29 protein-coding genes are annotated in these 16,122 nt (G+C 65.9%); all 29 read left to right on the top strand.

Annotation, left to right across the window (positions count from 1 at the left end):
- The first annotated feature begins 4 nt into the window (after positions 1–4).
- The 29 genes from rplD to truA all read left to right on the top strand — a co-directional run bounded on the left by rplD (position 5) and on the right by truA (position 16,088).
- Entirely contained in the window at positions 5–655 is a 651-nt protein-coding gene (gene rplD, locus ACFYOB_RS23525) for a 50S ribosomal protein L4 (RefSeq protein ID WP_031152736.1), read from the top strand.
- Positions 655–978 carry a 50S ribosomal protein L23 gene (gene rplW, locus ACFYOB_RS23520; RefSeq protein WP_007265901.1) on the top strand — a complete coding sequence of 108 codons (324 nt, stop codon included), beginning with the start codon at positions 655–657 and terminating at the stop codon, positions 976–978. The genes rplD and rplW overlap by 1 nt, the downstream gene beginning before the upstream one ends.
- Before the next feature lie 39 nt (positions 979–1,017).
- Positions 1,018–1,854, top strand: coding sequence for a 50S ribosomal protein L2 (rplB, locus tag ACFYOB_RS23515; RefSeq protein WP_362583027.1), 837 nt, complete (start codon positions 1,018–1,020; stop codon positions 1,852–1,854).
- A gap of 12 nt (positions 1,855–1,866) precedes the next feature.
- Positions 1,867–2,148, top strand: a complete 282-nt coding sequence (gene rpsS / locus ACFYOB_RS23510; RefSeq protein WP_008739713.1) for a 30S ribosomal protein S19 — start codon at positions 1,867–1,869, stop codon at positions 2,146–2,148.
- Between the two features lie 43 nt (positions 2,149–2,191).
- Positions 2,192–2,539 carry a 50S ribosomal protein L22 gene (gene rplV, locus ACFYOB_RS23505; RefSeq protein WP_136213228.1) on the top strand — a complete coding sequence of 116 codons (348 nt, stop codon included), beginning with the start codon at positions 2,192–2,194 and terminating at the stop codon, positions 2,537–2,539.
- Positions 2,539–3,381 (top strand): 30S ribosomal protein S3, encoded by an 843-nt coding sequence (gene rpsC / locus ACFYOB_RS23500; protein WP_356811231.1) that lies wholly within the window; start codon positions 2,539–2,541, stop codon positions 3,379–3,381. Before rplV ends, rpsC begins: the two co-directional genes overlap by 1 nt.
- 5 nt (positions 3,382–3,386) lie before the next feature.
- Positions 3,387–3,806: a 50S ribosomal protein L16 gene (rplP, locus tag ACFYOB_RS23495; RefSeq protein WP_112447745.1), complete on the top strand. Its 420-nt coding sequence runs from the start codon at positions 3,387–3,389 to the stop codon at positions 3,804–3,806.
- A complete protein-coding gene (gene rpmC, locus ACFYOB_RS23490; protein ID WP_008739703.1) occupies positions 3,806–4,030 on the top strand; it encodes a 50S ribosomal protein L29 in 225 nt (74 codons plus the stop codon). Before rplP ends, rpmC begins: the two co-directional genes overlap by 1 nt.
- Positions 4,030–4,311 carry a 30S ribosomal protein S17 gene (gene rpsQ, locus ACFYOB_RS23485; protein WP_030008467.1) on the top strand — a complete coding sequence of 94 codons (282 nt, stop codon included), beginning with the start codon at positions 4,030–4,032 and terminating at the stop codon, positions 4,309–4,311. The genes rpmC and rpsQ overlap by 1 nt, the downstream gene beginning before the upstream one ends.
- 106 nt (positions 4,312–4,417) lie before the next feature.
- A complete protein-coding gene (rplN, locus tag ACFYOB_RS23480) occupies positions 4,418–4,786 on the top strand; it encodes a 50S ribosomal protein L14 (protein WP_003956455.1) in 369 nt (122 codons plus the stop codon).
- A 2-nt stretch (positions 4,787–4,788) separates the two neighbouring features.
- Complete coding sequence (gene rplX / locus ACFYOB_RS23475; protein ID WP_073912889.1) at positions 4,789–5,112, top strand: 50S ribosomal protein L24; 324 nt, start codon at positions 4,789–4,791, stop codon at positions 5,110–5,112.
- Positions 5,112–5,663 (top strand): 50S ribosomal protein L5, encoded by a 552-nt coding sequence (rplE, locus tag ACFYOB_RS23470; protein ID WP_030008469.1) that lies wholly within the window; start codon positions 5,112–5,114, stop codon positions 5,661–5,663. The genes rplX and rplE overlap by 1 nt, the downstream gene beginning before the upstream one ends.
- A 5-nt stretch (positions 5,664–5,668) precedes the next feature.
- Positions 5,669–5,854, top strand: coding sequence for a type Z 30S ribosomal protein S14 (locus ACFYOB_RS23465; RefSeq protein ID WP_003956452.1), 186 nt, complete (start codon positions 5,669–5,671; stop codon positions 5,852–5,854).
- 223 nt (positions 5,855–6,077) lie between these two features.
- Entirely contained in the window at positions 6,078–6,476 is a 399-nt protein-coding gene (gene rpsH, locus ACFYOB_RS23460) for a 30S ribosomal protein S8 (protein WP_007265911.1), read from the top strand.
- A gap of 20 nt (positions 6,477–6,496) precedes the next feature.
- The gene (rplF, locus tag ACFYOB_RS23455; protein WP_328927161.1) at positions 6,497–7,036 is read left to right on the top strand and encodes a 50S ribosomal protein L6; all 540 of its coding nucleotides are present in this window, start codon (positions 6,497–6,499) and stop codon (positions 7,034–7,036) included.
- 2 nt (positions 7,037–7,038) lie between these two features.
- A complete protein-coding gene (gene rplR, locus ACFYOB_RS23450; protein WP_030026334.1) occupies positions 7,039–7,422 on the top strand; it encodes a 50S ribosomal protein L18 in 384 nt (127 codons plus the stop codon).
- 45 nt (positions 7,423–7,467) lie between these two features.
- Positions 7,468–8,070 (top strand): 30S ribosomal protein S5, encoded by a 603-nt coding sequence (gene rpsE / locus ACFYOB_RS23445; RefSeq protein WP_030388857.1) that lies wholly within the window; start codon positions 7,468–7,470, stop codon positions 8,068–8,070.
- Positions 8,070–8,252, top strand: a complete 183-nt coding sequence (rpmD, locus tag ACFYOB_RS23440) for a 50S ribosomal protein L30 (RefSeq protein ID WP_005313525.1) — start codon at positions 8,070–8,072, stop codon at positions 8,250–8,252. The genes rpsE and rpmD overlap by 1 nt, the downstream gene beginning before the upstream one ends.
- A gap of 1 nt (position 8,253) precedes the next feature.
- Entirely contained in the window at positions 8,254–8,709 is a 456-nt protein-coding gene (gene rplO / locus ACFYOB_RS23435) for a 50S ribosomal protein L15 (RefSeq protein ID WP_008739693.1), read from the top strand.
- 187 nt (positions 8,710–8,896) lie between these two features.
- Positions 8,897–10,210 carry a preprotein translocase subunit SecY gene (gene secY, locus ACFYOB_RS23430; RefSeq protein WP_388562379.1) on the top strand — a complete coding sequence of 438 codons (1,314 nt, stop codon included), beginning with the start codon at positions 8,897–8,899 and terminating at the stop codon, positions 10,208–10,210.
- A complete protein-coding gene (locus ACFYOB_RS23425; protein WP_388562377.1) occupies positions 10,210–10,857 on the top strand; it encodes an adenylate kinase in 648 nt (215 codons plus the stop codon). Before secY ends, ACFYOB_RS23425 begins: the two co-directional genes overlap by 1 nt.
- 94 nt (positions 10,858–10,951) lie before the next feature.
- Positions 10,952–11,803 (top strand): type I methionyl aminopeptidase, encoded by an 852-nt coding sequence (gene map, locus ACFYOB_RS23420; protein ID WP_388562375.1) that lies wholly within the window; start codon positions 10,952–10,954, stop codon positions 11,801–11,803.
- Positions 11,804–11,941: 138 nt separating this feature from the next.
- Positions 11,942–12,163, top strand: coding sequence for a translation initiation factor IF-1 (gene infA, locus ACFYOB_RS23415; protein ID WP_003956442.1), 222 nt, complete (start codon positions 11,942–11,944; stop codon positions 12,161–12,163).
- 74 nt (positions 12,164–12,237) lie between these two features.
- Entirely contained in the window at positions 12,238–12,351 is a 114-nt protein-coding gene (gene rpmJ, locus ACFYOB_RS23410; protein WP_003956441.1) for a 50S ribosomal protein L36, read from the top strand.
- Positions 12,352–12,549: 198 nt separating this feature from the next.
- Complete coding sequence (gene rpsM / locus ACFYOB_RS23405; protein ID WP_007265919.1) at positions 12,550–12,930, top strand: 30S ribosomal protein S13; 381 nt, start codon at positions 12,550–12,552, stop codon at positions 12,928–12,930.
- Between the two features lie 54 nt (positions 12,931–12,984).
- A complete protein-coding gene (gene rpsK / locus ACFYOB_RS23400) occupies positions 12,985–13,389 on the top strand; it encodes a 30S ribosomal protein S11 (RefSeq protein ID WP_003956432.1) in 405 nt (134 codons plus the stop codon).
- Positions 13,390–13,539: 150 nt separating this feature from the next.
- Positions 13,540–14,562, top strand: coding sequence for a DNA-directed RNA polymerase subunit alpha (locus ACFYOB_RS23395; protein ID WP_007265920.1), 1,023 nt, complete (start codon positions 13,540–13,542; stop codon positions 14,560–14,562).
- Between the two features lie 92 nt (positions 14,563–14,654).
- The gene (gene rplQ / locus ACFYOB_RS23390) at positions 14,655–15,128 is read left to right on the top strand and encodes a 50S ribosomal protein L17 (protein ID WP_319733898.1); all 474 of its coding nucleotides are present in this window, start codon (positions 14,655–14,657) and stop codon (positions 15,126–15,128) included.
- A 108-nt stretch (positions 15,129–15,236) separates the two neighbouring features.
- The gene (truA, locus tag ACFYOB_RS23385) at positions 15,237–16,088 is read left to right on the top strand and encodes a tRNA pseudouridine(38-40) synthase TruA (protein ID WP_388562372.1); all 852 of its coding nucleotides are present in this window, start codon (positions 15,237–15,239) and stop codon (positions 16,086–16,088) included.
- Positions 16,089–16,122 lie beyond the last annotated feature (34 nt).

Below are 16,122 nucleotides of genomic sequence, written 5' to 3'. Positions count from 1 at the left end.
GGTAATGAGCACCATTGACATCCTTTCGCCGGCAGGCGACAAGGCCGGTACCGTCGAGCTCCCCGCGGAGATCTTCGACGCCAAGACCAGCGTTCCGCTGATCCACCAGGTCGTTGTCGCTCAGCTGGCTGCTGCCCGTCAGGGCACGCACAAGACCAAGACCCGTGGCGAAGTCCGTGGTGGTGGCCGCAAGCCGTACCGCCAGAAGGGCACCGGCCGCGCCCGTCAGGGTTCGACCCGCGCTCCGCAGTTCGCAGGCGGTGGCGTCGTCCACGGCCCGCAGCCGCGTGACTACTCGCAGCGGACCCCCAAGAAGATGAAGGTCGCCGCCCTCCGCGGTGCCCTCTCGGACCGTGCGCGTCACTCCCGCATCCACGTCGTCACCGGCGTGGTCGAGGGTGCCGCCTCCACGAAGGCCGCCAAGACGCTGTTCGGCAAGATCTCGGAGCGCAAGAACCTGCTCCTGGTCGTCGAGCGTGCCGACGAGGCCGCGTGGCTGTCCGCCCGCAACCTGCCCCAGGTTCACATCCTGGAGCCGGGCCAGCTGAACACGTACGACGTGATCGTCTCTGACGACGTGGTCTTCACCCAGGCCGCGCTCGAGTCCTTCGTGTCTGGCCCCAAGGCCGATGAGACCGAAGGGAGCGACGCCTGATGTCTGAGGCGACCGTTACCAGCAAGACCTTCACCGACCCGCGCGACCTGCTGATCAAGCCGGTCGTCTCGGAGAAGAGCTACGCGCTGCTGGACGAGAACAAGTACACGTTCATCGTCGCGCCCGGCGCCAACAAGACCCAGATCAAGCAGGCCGTCGAGGCGGTCTTCTCGGTCAAGGTCACCGGGGTCAACACGATCAACCGTCAGGGTAAGCGCAAGCGCACCAAGACCGGTTTCGGCAAGCGCGCCAACACCAAGCGCGCCATCGTGACCCTTGCCGAGGGCAACCGTATCGACATCTTCGGCGGCCAGGCCTCCTAACGGAGGTCTAGTCGTCCGGAATCGGACGAGGACTGAGAAATGGGTATCCGCAAGTACAAGCCGACGACCCCGGGCCGTCGTGGCTCCAGCGTCGCCGACTTTGTCGAGATCACGCGGTCCACGCCGGAGAAGTCGCTGGTCCGCCCCCTGCACAGCAAGGGCGGCCGTAACAACACCGGTCGTGTGACCGTTCGCCACCAGGGCGGTGGCCACAAGCGCGCCTACCGCGTGATCGACTTCCGTCGTCACGACAAGGACGGCGTGCCGGCCAAGGTCGCGCACATCGAGTACGACCCCAACCGCACCGCGCGCATCGCGCTGCTGCACTACGCCGACGGCGAGAAGCGCTACATCATCGCGCCGCGCGGTCTGCAGCAGGGTGACCGGATTGAGAACGGCCCGACGGCCGACATCAAGCCCGGTAACAACCTGGCGCTCCGCAACATCCCGGTCGGTACCACGATCCACGCGATCGAGCTCCGCCCCGGTGGCGGCGCCAAGTTCGCGCGTTCCGCCGGTGCCTCCGTGCAGCTGCTGGCGAAGGAGGGCGTCATGGCCCACCTCCGCATGCCGTCCGGTGAGATCCGTCTCGTCGACGCGCGCTGCCGCGCCACGGTCGGCGAGGTCGGCAACGCCGAGCAGTCGAACATCAACTGGGGCAAGGCCGGCCGCATGCGCTGGAAGGGCGTTCGCCCGTCCGTCCGCGGTGTCGCGATGAACCCGGTTGACCACCCGCACGGTGGTGGTGAGGGCAAGACCAGTGGTGGTCGCCACCCGGTCTCCCCGTGGGGTCAGAAGGAGGGTCGTACTCGCTCGCCGAAGAAGGCTTCGAGCAAGTACATCGTCCGCCGCCGCAAGACGAACAAGAAGCGCTAGGAGCGGGTTTAGATGCCGCGCAGTCTCAAGAAGGGGCCCTTCGTCGACGACCACCTCGTAAAGAAGGTGGACGTCCAGAACGAAGCCGGCACCAAGAACGTCATCAAGACCTGGTCCCGTCGCTCGATGATCATCCCCAGCATGCTGGGTCACACCATCGCGGTGCACAACGGCAAGACCCACGTCCCGGTGTTCGTCACCGAGTCGATGGTCGGCCACAAGCTCGGCGAGTTCTCGCCGACTCGCACCTTCCGCGGCCACGTCAAGGACGACCGGAAGTCGAAGCGCCGCTAAAGGCGGGGTGGTTACGACTATGACTTACACCGAAGGGACAACCATGGAAGCCAGGGCCCAGGCGCGGTACATCCGCGTCACGCCCATGAAGGCCCGCCGAGTGGTGGACCTTATCCGTGGCATGGATGCCACGGAGGCTCAGGCGGTCCTGCGTTTCGCCCCGCAGGCCGCGAGCGTGCCGGTCGGCAAGGTGCTGGACAGCGCCATTGCCAACGCCGCACACAACTACAACCACCCGGACGCTTCTTCGCTGTTCATCAGCGAGGCGTTCGTGGACGAGGGCCCGACCCTGAAGCGGTTCCGTCCGCGTGCGCAGGGCCGTGCCTACCGGATCCGCAAGCGGACCAGCCACATCACCGTGGTCGTCAGCAGCAAGGAAGGTTCCCGGTAATGGGCCAGAAGGTAAACCCGCACGGGTTCCGGCTCGGCATCACCACCGACTTCAAGTCGCGTTGGTACGCCGACAAGCTGTACAAGGACTACGTCAAGGAAGACGTCGCCATCCGCAGGATGATGACGTCCGGCATGGAGCGCGCCGGCATCTCGAAGGTTGAGATCGAGCGCACCCGTGACCGCGTGCGTGTGGACATCCACACCGCTCGTCCCGGCATCGTCATCGGCCGCCGTGGCGCCGAGGCCGACCGCATCCGCGGTGACCTCGAGAAGCTCACGGGCAAGCAGGTCCAGCTGAACATCCTCGAGGTCAAGAACCCCGAGCTCGACGCTCAGCTGGTTGCTCAGGCCGTTGCCGAGCAGCTCTCCTCCCGCGTCTCCTTCCGTCGCGCCATGCGTAAGAGCATGCAGGGCACGATGAAGGCCGGCGCCAAGGGCATCAAGATCCAGTGTGGCGGCCGTCTCGGCGGCGCCGAGATGTCCCGCTCCGAGTTCTACCGCGAGGGTCGTGTGCCGCTGCACACGCTGCGCGCGAACGTGGACTACGGCTTCTTCGAGGCCAAGACCACCTTCGGCCGTATCGGTGTGAAGGTCTGGATCTACAAGGGCGACGTCAAGAACATCGCCGAGGTTCGCGCCGAGAACGCTGCGGCCCGTGCGGGTAACCGCCCGGCCCGTGGCGCGGGTGGCGCAGGCGACCGTCCCGCCGGCCGTGGTGGCCGTGGTGGCGAGCGCGGCGGCCGTGGTGGCCGCAAGCCGCAGCAGGCAGCTGGTGCCGAGGCCCCCAAGGCCGACGCTCCCGCCGCCGCTCCGGCCGAGAGCACCGGAACGGAGGCCTGACCGACATGCTGATCCCTCGTAGGGTCAAGCACCGCAAGCAGCACCACCCGAAGCGCAGCGGTATGGCCAAGGGCGGTACTGAGGTCTCGTTCGGCGAGTACGGCATCCAGGCGCTGACCCCGGCGTACGTGACGAACCGCCAGATCGAGGCGGCTCGTATCGCGATGACCCGCCACATCAAGCGTGGCGGCAAGGTCTGGATCAACATCTACCCGGACCGTCCGCTGACGAAGAAGCCTGCCGAGACCCGCATGGGTTCCGGTAAGGGTTCTCCCGAGTGGTGGATCGCCAACGTGCACCCGGGCCGGGTCATGTTCGAGCTGTCCTACCCGAACGAGAAGATTGCTCGTGAGGCGCTCACCCGCGCTGCTCACAAGCTTCCGATGAAGTGCCGGATTGTTCGGCGCGAGGCAGGTGAGTCGTGATGGCGACGGGAACCAAGGCGTCCGAGCTGCGTGAGCTCGGCAACGAGGAGCTCGTTGGCAAGCTGCGCGAGGCCAAGGAGGAGCTGTTCAAGCTCCGCTTCCAGGCGGCCACGGGTCAGCTGGAGAACAACGGCCGGCTCAAGTCCGTCCGTAAGGACATCGCTCGCATCTACACCCTGATGCACGAGCGTGAGCTCGGTATCGAGACGGTGGAGAGCGCCTGATGAGCGAGAACAACGTGACTGAGAAGACCGAGCGCGGTTTCCGCAAGACCCGTGAGGGTCTGGTCGTCAGCGACAAGATGGACAAGACCGTCGTCGTCGCCGTCGAGGACCGCGTCAAGCACGCCCTGTACGGCAAGGTCATCCGCCGTACGAACAAGCTCAAGGCTCACGACGAGCAGAACGCTGCCGGTGTCGGCGACCGCGTCCTCATCATGGAGACGCGTCCGCTGTCGGCGAGCAAGCGCTGGCGCATCGTCGAGATCCTCGAGAAGGCCAAGTAATTCGTCCGGGGGGTTTCCCCCGGATTCGTTCCGCCAGGCTCGGTGGGGGCCTCGCTCCTCGGAGTGAAGCCCCCGCCGGGAACCGGCAGACAAACAGGAGATAGACGTGATCCAGCAGGAGTCGCGACTGCGTGTCGCCGACAACACTGGTGCCAAGGAGATCCTTTGCATCCGTGTTCTCGGTGGTTCCGGTCGCCGCTACGCGGGCATCGGTGACGTCATCGTCGCCACCGTCAAGGATGCGATCCCCGGTGGCAACGTGAAGAAGGGTGACGTCGTCAAGGCGGTCATCGTTCGCACCGTCAAGGAGCGCCGCCGCCAGGACGGCTCGTACATCCGCTTCGACGAGAACGCCGCCGTCATTCTGAAGAACGACGGCGACCCTCGCGGCACCCGTATCTTCGGCCCCGTCGGCCGTGAGCTGCGCGAGAAGAAGTTCATGAAGATCATCTCGCTCGCGCCGGAGGTGCTGTAAGCATGAAGATCAAGAAGGGCGACCTGGTTCAGGTCATCACCGGTAAGGACAAGGGCAAGCAGGGCAAGGTCATCGTTGCCTTCCCCGCTGAGAACCGCGTCCTCGTCGAGGGTGTCAACCGGGTCAAGAAGCACACCAAGGCCGGCCAGACCGCTGGTGGCTCGCAGACCGGTGGCATCGTGATCACCGAGGCGCCGATCCACGTCAGCAACGTTCAGCTGGTTGTGGAGAAGGACGGCCAGAAGGTCGTTACCCGCGTCGGTTTCCGCTTCGACGACGAGGGCAACAAGATCCGCGTTGCCAAGCGGACGGGTGAGGACATCTGATGGCTACCACTCCGCGTCTCAAGACGAAGTACCGCGAGGACATCGCGGGCAAGCTGCGTGAGGAGTTCTCCTACGAGAACGTCATGCAGATCCCCGGCCTCGTGAAGATCGTGGTCAACATGGGTGTGGGCGACGCCGCCCGCGACTCCAAGCTGATCGACGGCGCCATCAAGGACCTGACGACGATCACCGGTCAGAAGCCGGCCGTCACGAAGGCCCGCAAGTCCATCGCGCAGTTCAAGCTGCGTGAGGGTCAGCCGATCGGCTGCCACGTCACCCTCCGCGGTGACCGCATGTGGGAGTTCCTGGACCGTACGCTGTCGCTCGCGCTTCCGCGTATCCGTGACTTCCGTGGTCTGTCGCCGAAGCAGTTCGACGGCCGTGGCAACTACACCTTCGGTCTCACGGAGCAGGTCATGTTCCACGAGATCGACCAGGACAAGATCGACCGTACCCGGGGTATGGACATCACCGTGGTCACCACGGCGACCAACGACGCTGAGGGCCGCGCGCTCCTTCGTCACCTCGGCTTCCCCTTCAAGGAGGCGTAAGCGAGATGGCGAAGAAGGCTCTCATCGCGAAGGCTGCCCGCAAGCCCAAGTTCGGTGTGCGTGCGTACACCCGCTGCCAGCGCTGCGGTCGTCCCCACTCCGTGTACCGCAAGTTCGGCCTGTGCCGCGTCTGCCTTCGTGAGATGGCTCACCGTGGCGAGCTGCCGGGCGTGACCAAGAGCTCCTGGTAAATCCCCCTGGTCCGCAAGGACTTGGGAAGTACCAGGCACTCTCGGTAAGCATCTGGACGGCGGCTGCCCGGCCCCGCATGCCTTAGGCTTGTGTGGTTGGGCGTCCGCCGCCCATAACGACTTACTACGCCGTAGGTCCCCGCACCGCACCCGTCCCGCCACTGAGCGGGGAGAGGGATGGCGCATACAGGAAACCCCGGCGAGAGAGGCCGAAGGCCACTTCATGACCATGACTGACCCGATCGCAGACATGCTGACCCGTCTGCGTAACGCTAACTCGGCGTACCACGACACCGTCGTGATGCCGCACAGCAAGATCAAGTCGCACATCGCAGAGATCCTCAAGCAGGAGGGTTTCATCACCGGCTGGAAGGTCGAGGACGCCGAGGTCGGCAAGAACCTCGTCCTCGAGCTGAAGTTCGGGCCGAACCGTGAGCGCTCCATCGCGGGCATCAAGCGGATCTCGAAGCCCGGTCTGCGCGTGTACGCGAAGTCCACCAACCTGCCGAAGGTCCTCGGTGGCCTGGGCGTGGCGATCATCTCCACGTCCCACGGTCTCCTGACCGGCCAGCAGGCAGGCAAGAAGGGCGTAGGTGGGGAAGTCCTCGCCTACGTCTGGTAGTCGGGAACGGAGGAAAAGCAATGTCGCGAATCGGCAAGCTCCCCATCCAGGTTCCCGCCGGTGTGGACGTCACCATCGATGGCAGCACGGTTGCCGTGAAGGGCCCCAAGGGTTCCCTCACGCACACCGTTAAGGCGCCCATCGCAGTCGTCAAGGGTGAGGACGGCGTTCTGAACGTCACCCGCCCGAACGACGAGCGTCAGAACAAGGCCCTGCACGGCCTGTCCCGCACGCTGGTGGCGAACATGATCACCGGTGTGACCACGGGGTACGTCAAGGCTCTCGAGATCAGCGGTGTCGGTTACCGCGTGGCCGCGAAGGGCTCCAACCTGGAGTTCCAGCTCGGCTACAGCCACCCGATCCTGGTGGAGGCGCCCGAGGGCATCTCCTTCAAGGTCGAGTCGCCGACCAAGTTCTCGGTCGAGGGCATCGACAAGCAGAAGGTCGGCGAGGTCGCCGCCAACATCCGCAAGCTGCGGAAGCCCGACCCGTACAAGGCCAAGGGTGTCAAGTACGCCGGCGAGGTCATCCGCCGCAAGGTCGGAAAGGCTGGTAAGTAGCCATGGCATACGGTGTGAAGATCGCCAAGGGCGACGCGTACAAGCGCGCTGCCAAGGCTCGCCGCCACATCCGCATCCGCAAGAACGTCTCGGGTACGGCGGAGCGTCCGCGCCTCGTCGTGACGCGTTCCAACCGCAACATCGTTGCTCAGGTCATCGACGACCTCCAGGGTCACACCCTGGCGTCCGCGTCGACCCTGGACGCTTCGATCCGCGGTGGCGAAGGCGACAAGAGCGCCCAGGCCCAGGCTGTCGGCGCGCTCGTCGCCGAGCGTGCCAAGGCTGCGGGTGTCGAGACCGTCGTGTTCGACCGCGGTGGCAACCGATACGCCGGGCGCATTGCCGCTCTGGCTGACGCCGCCCGCGAAGCCGGGCTGAAGTTCTAAGCCCCGGTTCCGGGACTCACGGACGTAACAGAGAGAGGTAATCCAATGGCTGGACCCCAGCGCCGCGGAAGCGGTGCCGGTGGCGGCGAGCGGCGGGACCGGAAGGGTCGCGACGGTGGCCCTGCCGCCGAGAAGACCGCTTACGTTGAGCGCGTTGTCGCGATCAACCGCGTCGCCAAGGTTGTCAAGGGTGGTCGCCGCTTCAGCTTCACCGCGCTGGTCGTGGTGGGCGACGGTGACGGCACCGTAGGTGTCGGTTACGGCAAGGCCAAGGAAGTTCCCGCGGCCATTGCCAAGGGTGTCGAGGAAGCCAAGAAGAACTTCTTCAAGGTTCCGCGCATCCAGGGCACCATCCCGCACCCGATCCAGGGTGAGAAGGCTGCGGGCGTCGTCCTGCTGAAGCCTGCTTCCCCCGGTACCGGTGTTATCGCCGGTGGCCCGGTGCGCGCCGTTCTGGAGTGCGCCGGCGTTCACGACATCCTGTCGAAGTCCCTGGGCTCCGACAACGCGATCAACATCGTGCACGCGACCGTGGCGGCCCTCCAGGGCCTGCAGCGTCCCGAGGAGATCGCGGCTCGCCGTGGTCTGCCCCTCGAGGACGTCGCCCCCGCGGCTCTGCTTCGTGCGCGTGCTGGGGCGGGTGCGTAATGGCTCGCCTCAAGATCACGCAGACGAAGTCGTACATCGGCAGCAAGCAGAACCACCGCGACACTCTGCGTTCGCTCGGGCTCAAGCGCCTGAACGACGTGGTCGTCAAGGAGGACCGCCCCGAGTTCCGCGGAATGGTTCACACCGTCCGCCACCTCGTGACGGTTGAGGAGGTTGACTAACATGGCTGAGAACAGCCCGCTGAAGGCCCACAACCTCCGTCCCGCCCCCGGCGCCAAGACCGCGAAGACCCGTGTCGGTCGTGGTGAGGCGTCGAAGGGTAAGACGGCCGGTCGTGGTACGAAGGGCCAGAAGGCCCGCTACCAGATCCCGCAGCGCTTCGAGGGTGGGCAGATGCCCCTCCACATGCGCCTGCCGAAGCTCAAGGGCTTCAAGAACCCGTTCCGCACCGAGTTCCAGGTTGTCAACCTGGACAAGCTCGGCGCTCTCTACCCCGAGGGTGGAGAAGTCACGGTGGCCGACCTGGTCGCCAAGGGCGCGGTTCGCAAGAACAGCCTCGTCAAGGTCCTGGGCCAGGGCGAGCTCTCCGTGGCGCTGCAGGTTTCGGTTGACGCCGTCTCCGCCTCCGCCAAGGAGAAGATTGCCGCTGCCGGCGGCACGGTCACCGAGCTCGTCTAAGACGAAATCAGTGGCTAAATAGCTCGAAACCCGACCGGGGATGCCTCACATATGGGGCATCCCCGGTTGGTCGTTCCACGGGAGGCACACTCGCCGGTAAGGTGGCGTGCACCTTTGCTTTGTCGTATACGTCGATCCCTCAGACCGTCACCTCTGACGCAGTAGCGCGGGGGTCGCAGGAGGCACCGTGCTCACCGCGTTCGCCCGGGCGTTCAAGACGCCCGACCTGCGCAAGAAGCTGCTCTTCACGCTCGGCATCATCGTGCTGTTCCGGCTCGGGTCCCACATCCCGGTACCCGGCGTGAGCTACAAGAACGTACAGATCTGTGTTGACCAGGCAGGCAGCAGCAACGGGCTGTTCGGTCTCGTCAACATGTTCAGCGGCGGTGCGCTGCTGCAGATCACGATCTTCGCGCTCGGCATCATGCCGTACATCACGGCGAGCATCATCCTGCAGCTGCTGACCGTGGTCATCCCGAAGCTGGAGAACCTCAAAAAAGAGGGACAGTCCGGCACGGCGAAGATCACTCAGTACACGCGCTATTTGACGGTCGCCCTCGCGATCCTGCAGGGCACCGGCCTTGTCGCCACCGCCCGTACGGGTGCCCTTTTCGGGACCTGCCCGGTCGGCCGCGAGATCGTCCCGGACCGGTCGATCTTCACCACGATCGTCATGGTGATCACCATGACCGCCGGCACCTGCGTCGTCATGTGGCTCGGTGAGCTCATCACCGACCGCGGCATCGGCAACGGCATGTCGATCCTCATGTTCATCTCGATCGCCGCGGGCTTCATCGGCGCCCTCTGGGCCATCAAGCTCCAGGGCAAGATCGCGGACGGCTGGGTCGAGTTCGGCGTGGTCATCATCGTCGGCCTGGTGATGGTCGCCCTGGTGGTCTTCGTCGAGCAGGCGCAGCGCCGGATCCCGGTCCAGTACGCGAAGCGCATGATCGGCCGCCGCGCGTACGGCGGCACCTCGACCTACATCCCGCTGAAGGTGAACCAGGCGGGTGTCATTCCCGTCATCTTCGCCTCGTCGCTGCTGTACATCCCGGCGCTGATCGTCCAGTTCAGCGGATCCCAGGCGGGCTGGGCCACTTGGATCCAGAAGCACTTCGTCAAGGGTGACCACCCGTACTACATCGCGGCGTACTTCCTCCTGATCGTCTTCTTCGCGTTCTTCTACGTGGCGATTTCGTTCAACCCCGAGGAAGTTGCAGACAACATGAAGAAGTATGGTGGGTTCATCCCGGGTATCCGCGCCGGTCGACCTACCGCCGAGTACTTGAGCTACGTACTCAACCGGATCACCTGGCCGGGGTCGCTGTACCTGGGTCTCATCGCTCTTGTGCCGACGATGGCGTTGGCGGGCTTCGGAGCGAACCAGAACTTCCCGTTCGGCGGGACGAGCATCCTGATCATCGTGGGTGTGGGTCTGGAAACCGTGAAGCAGATCGAGAGCCAGCTCCAGCAGCGTAATTACGAAGGGTTCCTCCGCTGATGCGAATCGTCCTCGTTGGACCGCCCGGTGCGGGCAAGGGAACGCAGGCTGCGTTCCTTGCGAAGAACCTGTCGATCCCGCACATCTCCACGGGCGACCTGTTCCGGGCCAACATCAGCCAGAACACCGAGCTCGGCTTGCGCGCCAAGGCGTTCATGGATGCCGGTGACCTCGTCCCCGACGAGATCACCATCGGTATGGCCAAGGACCGCATGGAGCAGGCGGACGCGGTGAACGGCTTCCTGCTCGACGGCTTCCCGCGCAACGTCTCGCAGGCCGAGGCGCTCGACGAGATGCTCCAGGCCGCGGCCATGAAGCTCGACGCCGTCCTCGACCTGGAGGTCGAGGAGGACGAGGTCGTCAAGCGGATCGCCGGCCGGCGGATCTGCCGCAACGACTCCGCGCACGTCTTCCACGTCACGTACGCCCCGCCGAAGGCCGAGGGTGTCTGCGACACCTGCGGCGGCGAGCTGTACCAGCGCGGCGACGACTCGGAGGACACCGTCCGCAACCGGCTGGAGGTCTACCACACGCAGACCGAGCCGATCATCGACTACTACAAGGCCCAGGGCCTGCTCGTGACCATCCCCGCCCTCGGTGAGGTCGCGGACGTCACGAAGCGCGCGATGGAAGCGCTGCAGAAGTAGTCACCCCTTGTTGTGCAGGTACGGCCGCGGTGTCCCCAGGGCATCGCGGCCGTAGTGTTGAGAAGACTCGTTTCGAAGCCGGAAGGTACGTTTCATGGTCCAGATCAAGACCCCCGAGCAGATCGCGAAGATGCGCGAGGCAGGGCTGGTCGTCGCCGCGATCCACGCGGCGACCCGTGAGGCGGCCGTTCCGGGCGCCACGACGCGGGATCTGGACATGGTGGCCCGCAAGGTCATCGCGGACGCCGGGGCCAAGTCGAACTTCCTCGGCTACGGCGGCTTCCCCGCGACCATCTGCACCTCGGTGAACGAGGTCGTCGTCCACGGCATCCCGGACGACAAGACCGTCCTCAAGGACGGCGACATCATCTCGATCGACGCCGGCGCGATCGTCGACGGCTGGCACGGGGACGCGGCGTACACCGCCTTCGTGGGCACTGGGCACGCCCCTGAGCTCGTGGAGCTCTCCCGGGTGACCGAGGAGTCCATGTGGGCCGGTATCGCCGCCATGAAGCTCGGCAACCGCCTCGTGGACATCTCGAAGGCGATCGAGGGGTACATCAAGCGCCAGCCGCGTCCGGCCACGGGTGAGCACAGCCTCGGCAAGTTCGGGATCATCGAGGACTACGGCGGCCACGGCATCGGGTCCGAGATGCACATGGACCCCCACCTGCTGAACTACGTCTCGCGAAAGCGGGGCAAGGGGATCAAGCTGGTCCCGGGCGTCTGCCTGGCGATCGAGCCCATGGTCTCCCTGGGCACGGCCCAGACCGAAGTCCTGGCGGACGACTGGACGGTCATCACGACGGACGGCACCTGGTCCTCGCACTGGGAGCACTCCATCGCCCTGACCGAGGACGGTCCCATCGTCCTGACCAGCCCGGACTGCGGCAAGGCGAAGCTGGCGGAATACGGGGTCACCACGGCCCCGGACCCCCTCGCTTAATGATCTACACTCTGGGGCAAACTTTCCGGATTCGTCTTTCTGGGTGCCCTGACGTAGACTGACTCGTCGGCTCTCGTGCACTTCCATGCCTGCATGGCGCGCGAGGCCGATCAAGGTAGCCGATTCGAAGGGCGAAGCGTGGCCAAGAAGCAAGGTGCCATCGAGATCGAGGGCACCGTGATCGAGTCCCTCCCGAACGCGATGTTCAAGGTGGAACTGCAGAACGGTCACAAGGTCCTCGCGCACATCAGCGGCAAGATGCGCATGCACTACATCCGCATCCTCCCGGATGACCGGGTCGTCGTGGAGCTGTCTCCGTACGACCTGACGCGTGGCCGGATCGTCTACCGATACAAGTAGATCTTGTCCTCACTCCTGCCTGGGCGTCTTGTCCCGGCGCGGGTGGTGGCACTGACCCGGAGAACCTCACCAACATGAAGGTCAAGCCGAGCGTCAAGAAGATCTGCGACAAGTGCAAGGTGATCCGCCGTCACGGCCGGGTCATGGTCATCTGCGACAACCTGCGCCACAAGCAGCGCCAGGGCTGACGCACGCCGACCGACCTGCCTTACGCAGTTCTTCGCGCGACGTAAGAAAACGTACATACGCAGAATCCGCCCAGCCCTTTCCGGGGCCGGCGGTACCTCCGGCGGGGGCCGGGGACCCGGACGTACCATCACCCATTTCGGGTGGTCGGCGGTCGGGAGTGGTTCTGCGGAAGACCCCCGAACACACAGGAGCCATTTGTGGCACGCGTTTCCGGTGTTGACATCCCGCGCGAAAAGCGTGTGGAGATCGCACTCACCTACGTCTTCGGTATCGGGCGCACCCGGTCCAAGGAGATCCTCGCCTCCACCGGCGTGAACCCGAACACCCGCGTTCGTGACCTGGCCGAAGAGGACCTCGTCAAGATCCGCGAGTACGTGGACGCCAACCTCCGTACCGAGGGTGACCTCCGCCGCGAGATCCAGGGCGACATCCGCCGCAAGATCGAGATCCAGTGCTACCAGGGCATCCGCCACCGTCGTGGCCTGCCGGTGCACGGTCAGCGCACCAGCACGAACGCGCGTACCCGCAAGGGCCCGCGTCGCGCGATCGCCGGTAAGAAGAAGCCGGGCAAGAAGTAGTCCTGTTCAGCGGTCTTGCGCTGTAGGACCGACCACCTCCCGTAGGAGATTTAGATGCCCCCCAAGGGTCGTCAGGGCGCTGCCAAGAAGGTGCGCCGCAAGGAAAAGAAGAACGTCGCTCACGGGCACGCCCACATCAAGAGCACGTTCAACAACACCATCGTTTCGATCACCGACCCCTCGGGCAACGTGATCTCCTGGGCCTCCGCCGGCCACGTCGGCTTCAAGGGCTCGCGCAAGTCCACCCCCTTCGCCGCGCAGATGGCCGCCGAGTCGGCCGCCCGCCGCGCGCAGGAGCACGGCATGCGCAAGGTTGACGTCTTCGTCAAGGGTCCGGGCTCCGGCCGCGAGACCGCGATCCGCTCCCTCCAGGCCACCGGCCTCGAGGTCGGCTCGATCCAGGACGTCACCCCCACCCCGCACAACGGCTGCCGCCCGCCGAAGCGCCGCCGCGTCTGACGCAGCGGACGCACCTGTGCGTTCTTGAGTGTCCGGGCGGTACGACCCCTTCGGGGGACGTACCGCCCGTACCCTTGCAGTAGCCGTACTCCGGTACGGCATCCCGTCGGGCGTCAAATAGTGGGCGTCCACGAATGAAGGAACACAGACATGCTTATCGCTCAGCGTCCTTCGCTGACCGAAGAGGTCGTAGACGAGTACCGCTCGCGCTTCGTGATCGAGCCGCTGGAGCCGGGCTTCGGCTACACCCTCGGTAACTCCCTGCGCCGTACGCTCCTGTCCTCGATCCCGGGTGCCGCTGTCACCAGCATCCGCGTGGACGGCGTCCTGCACGAGTTCACCACCGTGCCGGGTGTCAAGGAAGACGTCACCGACATCATCCTCAACATCAAGCAGCTGGTCGTCTCCTCGGAGCACGACGAGCCGGTCGTGATGTACCTGCGCAAGCAGGGTCCCGGCCTGGTCACCGCTGCCGACATCGCGCCCCCGGCCGGTGTCGAGGTGCACAACCCGGACCTGGTGCTCGCCACGCTCAACGGCAAGGGCAAGCTGGAGATGGAGCTGACCGTCGAGCGCGGTCGCGGCTACGTCTCCGCCGTCCAGAACAAGCAGCTGGGCCAGGAGATCGGCCGCATCCCGGTCGACTCCATCTACAGCCCGGTCCTCAAGGTCACCTACAAGGTCGAGGCGACCCGAGTCGAGCAGCGCACCGACTTCGACAAGCTGATCGTCGACGTCGAGACCAAGCAGGCCATGCGCCCGCGGGACGCCATGGCGTCCGCCGGTAAGACCCTGGTCGAGCTGTTCGGTCTGGCGCGCGAGCTCAACATCGACGCCGAGGGCATCGACATGGGCCCGTCCCCCACGGACGCCGCCCTGGCCGCCGACCTGGCGCTGCCGATCGAGGAGCTCGAGCTCACGGTCCGCTCGTACAACTGCCTCAAGCGCGAGGGCATCCACTCCGTGGGTGAGCTCGTGGCGCGGTCCGAGGCCGACCTGCTCGACATCCGCAACTTCGGTGCGAAGTCGATCGACGAGGTCAAGGCGAAGCTGGCCGGCATGGGCCTGGCCCTCAAGGACAGCCCGCCCGGATTCGACCCGACCGCCGCCGCCGACGCCTTCGGCGCCGACGACGACGCGGACGCCGGTTTCGTCGAGACCGAGCAGTACTAAGCAGCACCCGTAGATCTTTCCCGCGGCGTCCGCCTCGGGGGAACTGACACCGGTACCTGACACGGCCGGTGCAGATATGAAGGAGTAACACCATGCCGCGTCCCGCAAAGGGTGCCCGTCTGGGCGGCTCTGCCGCGCACGAGAAGCACCTTCTCGCGAACCTCGCGAAGGCGCTCTTCGAGCACGGCCGCATCACCACCACCGAGGCCAAGGCCCGTCGCCTGCGTCCCTACGCCGAGCGTCTGGTCACCAAGGCCAAGAAGGGCGACATCCACAACCGTCGCCTGGTGCTGCAGACGATCACGGACAAGAGCATCGTGCACACGCTGTTCACCGAGATCGCCCCGCGCTACGAGAACCGCCCCGGTGGTTACACGCGCATCACCAAGATCGGCAACCGTCGTGGCGACAACGCCCCGATGGCCGTGATCGAGCTGGTCGAGGCCCTTACGGTCGCCCAGCAGGCCACCGGTGAGGCCGAGGCCGCCACCAAGCGTGCGGTCAAGGAGGCGGAGGCCAAGGCCGAGGCCACCGAGACCCCCGCCGAGGAGACCAAGGAGGCCTGATCCCGCTACGGGATCGAGCTTGCTTGATCGGCTTTGAACGGGCCCGCCCCTTCCGGGGGTGGGCCCGTTCTCCGTTTATGAAAAGACCCGCCTGAGAGGATCTGTCACGTGAGTGACGAGGTGGAGCCCGGGCACGTCCGGGTGCGGCTGGACCTGAGCTATGACGGCAAGGACTTCTCCGGCTGGGCGAAGCAGCGCGTGCTGCGGACCGTCCAGGGTGAGCTGGAGTCGGCCCTGCAGACCGTGATGCGGCTGTCCGAGCCCGTCGAGCTGACCGTGGCCGGGCGTACGGACGCGGGTGTGCACGCCCGCGGACAGGTCGCTCAGTTCGACCTGGCCGAGGAGGTCTGGGCCGAGCACCACGACAAGCTGCTGCGCCGCCTCGCGGGCCGGCTGCCGCACGACGTACGGGTGTGGAAGGTCGCCGAGGCCCCGCAGGGCTTCAACGCGCGCTTCTCGGCCATCTGGCGCCGCTACGCCTACCGTGTCGGCGACCACCAGGGCGGCGTCGACCCGCTGCGCCGCGGCCACGTGCTGTGGCACCAGTGGCCCCTCGACGTGGACGCCATGAACGAGGCCGCCGCCCCGCTGCTCGGCGAGCACGACTTCGCCGCGTACTGCAGGAAGCGCGAGGGCGCCACGACCATCCGTACGCTCCAGCAGCTCAGCTGGGAGCGCGGCGACGACGGGATCGTCACCGCGACCGTCCGCGCCGACGCCTTCTGCCACAACATGGTCCGCTCGCTGGTGGGGGCCCTGCTGCACGTGGGTGACGGCCACCGGCCGACCGACTGGCCCGGCAAGGTGCTGGAAGCGGCCGTACGGGACTCCTCGGTGCACGTGGTCAAGCCGCACGGGCTGACCCTGGAAGAGGTCGGCTACCCGGCCGACGAGCTTCTGGCCGCCCGCAGCAAGGAAGCGCGCAACGTGCGGACCCTCCCCGGGGCGGGCTGCTGCTAATCAGTTTGGGTGGATCGGGGCCGGACCTGGACAA

The organism is Streptomyces sp. NPDC006463 (assembly GCF_042870715.1).
Taxonomy (GTDB): Bacteria; Actinomycetota; Actinomycetes; order Streptomycetales; family Streptomycetaceae; genus Streptomyces.
This window is presented reverse-complemented; position numbering and strand designations above follow the sequence as displayed.

Coding starts and splice junctions, on each gene's coding strand:
- rplD (WP_031152736.1), top strand. CDS start 5: ATGAGCACCATTGACATCCTTTCGCCGGCAGGCGACAAGGCCGGTACC.
- rplW (WP_007265901.1), top strand. CDS start 655: ATGTCTGAGGCGACCGTTACCAGCAAGACCTTCACCGACCCGCGCGAC.
- rplB (WP_362583027.1), top strand. CDS start 1,018: ATGGGTATCCGCAAGTACAAGCCGACGACCCCGGGCCGTCGTGGCTCC.
- rpsS (WP_008739713.1), top strand. CDS start 1,867: ATGCCGCGCAGTCTCAAGAAGGGGCCCTTCGTCGACGACCACCTCGTA.
- rplV (WP_136213228.1), top strand. CDS start 2,192: ATGGAAGCCAGGGCCCAGGCGCGGTACATCCGCGTCACGCCCATGAAG.
- rpsC (WP_356811231.1), top strand. CDS start 2,539: ATGGGCCAGAAGGTAAACCCGCACGGGTTCCGGCTCGGCATCACCACC.
- rplP (WP_112447745.1), top strand. CDS start 3,387: ATGCTGATCCCTCGTAGGGTCAAGCACCGCAAGCAGCACCACCCGAAG.
- rpmC (WP_008739703.1), top strand. CDS start 3,806: ATGGCGACGGGAACCAAGGCGTCCGAGCTGCGTGAGCTCGGCAACGAG.
- rpsQ (WP_030008467.1), top strand. CDS start 4,030: ATGAGCGAGAACAACGTGACTGAGAAGACCGAGCGCGGTTTCCGCAAG.
- rplX (WP_073912889.1), top strand. CDS start 4,789: ATGAAGATCAAGAAGGGCGACCTGGTTCAGGTCATCACCGGTAAGGAC.
- rplE (WP_030008469.1), top strand. CDS start 5,112: ATGGCTACCACTCCGCGTCTCAAGACGAAGTACCGCGAGGACATCGCG.
- ACFYOB_RS23465 (WP_003956452.1), top strand. CDS start 5,669: ATGGCGAAGAAGGCTCTCATCGCGAAGGCTGCCCGCAAGCCCAAGTTC.
- rpsH (WP_007265911.1), top strand. CDS start 6,078: ATGACCATGACTGACCCGATCGCAGACATGCTGACCCGTCTGCGTAAC.
- rplF (WP_328927161.1), top strand. CDS start 6,497: ATGTCGCGAATCGGCAAGCTCCCCATCCAGGTTCCCGCCGGTGTGGAC.
- rplR (WP_030026334.1), top strand. CDS start 7,039: ATGGCATACGGTGTGAAGATCGCCAAGGGCGACGCGTACAAGCGCGCT.
- rpsE (WP_030388857.1), top strand. CDS start 7,468: ATGGCTGGACCCCAGCGCCGCGGAAGCGGTGCCGGTGGCGGCGAGCGG.
- rpmD (WP_005313525.1), top strand. CDS start 8,070: ATGGCTCGCCTCAAGATCACGCAGACGAAGTCGTACATCGGCAGCAAG.
- rplO (WP_008739693.1), top strand. CDS start 8,254: ATGGCTGAGAACAGCCCGCTGAAGGCCCACAACCTCCGTCCCGCCCCC.
- ACFYOB_RS23425 (WP_388562377.1), top strand. CDS start 10,210: ATGCGAATCGTCCTCGTTGGACCGCCCGGTGCGGGCAAGGGAACGCAG.
- map (WP_388562375.1), top strand. CDS start 10,952: ATGGTCCAGATCAAGACCCCCGAGCAGATCGCGAAGATGCGCGAGGCA.
- rpmJ (WP_003956441.1), top strand. CDS start 12,238: ATGAAGGTCAAGCCGAGCGTCAAGAAGATCTGCGACAAGTGCAAGGTG.
- rpsK (WP_003956432.1), top strand. CDS start 12,985: ATGCCCCCCAAGGGTCGTCAGGGCGCTGCCAAGAAGGTGCGCCGCAAG.
- ACFYOB_RS23395 (WP_007265920.1), top strand. CDS start 13,540: ATGCTTATCGCTCAGCGTCCTTCGCTGACCGAAGAGGTCGTAGACGAG.
- rplQ (WP_319733898.1), top strand. CDS start 14,655: ATGCCGCGTCCCGCAAAGGGTGCCCGTCTGGGCGGCTCTGCCGCGCAC.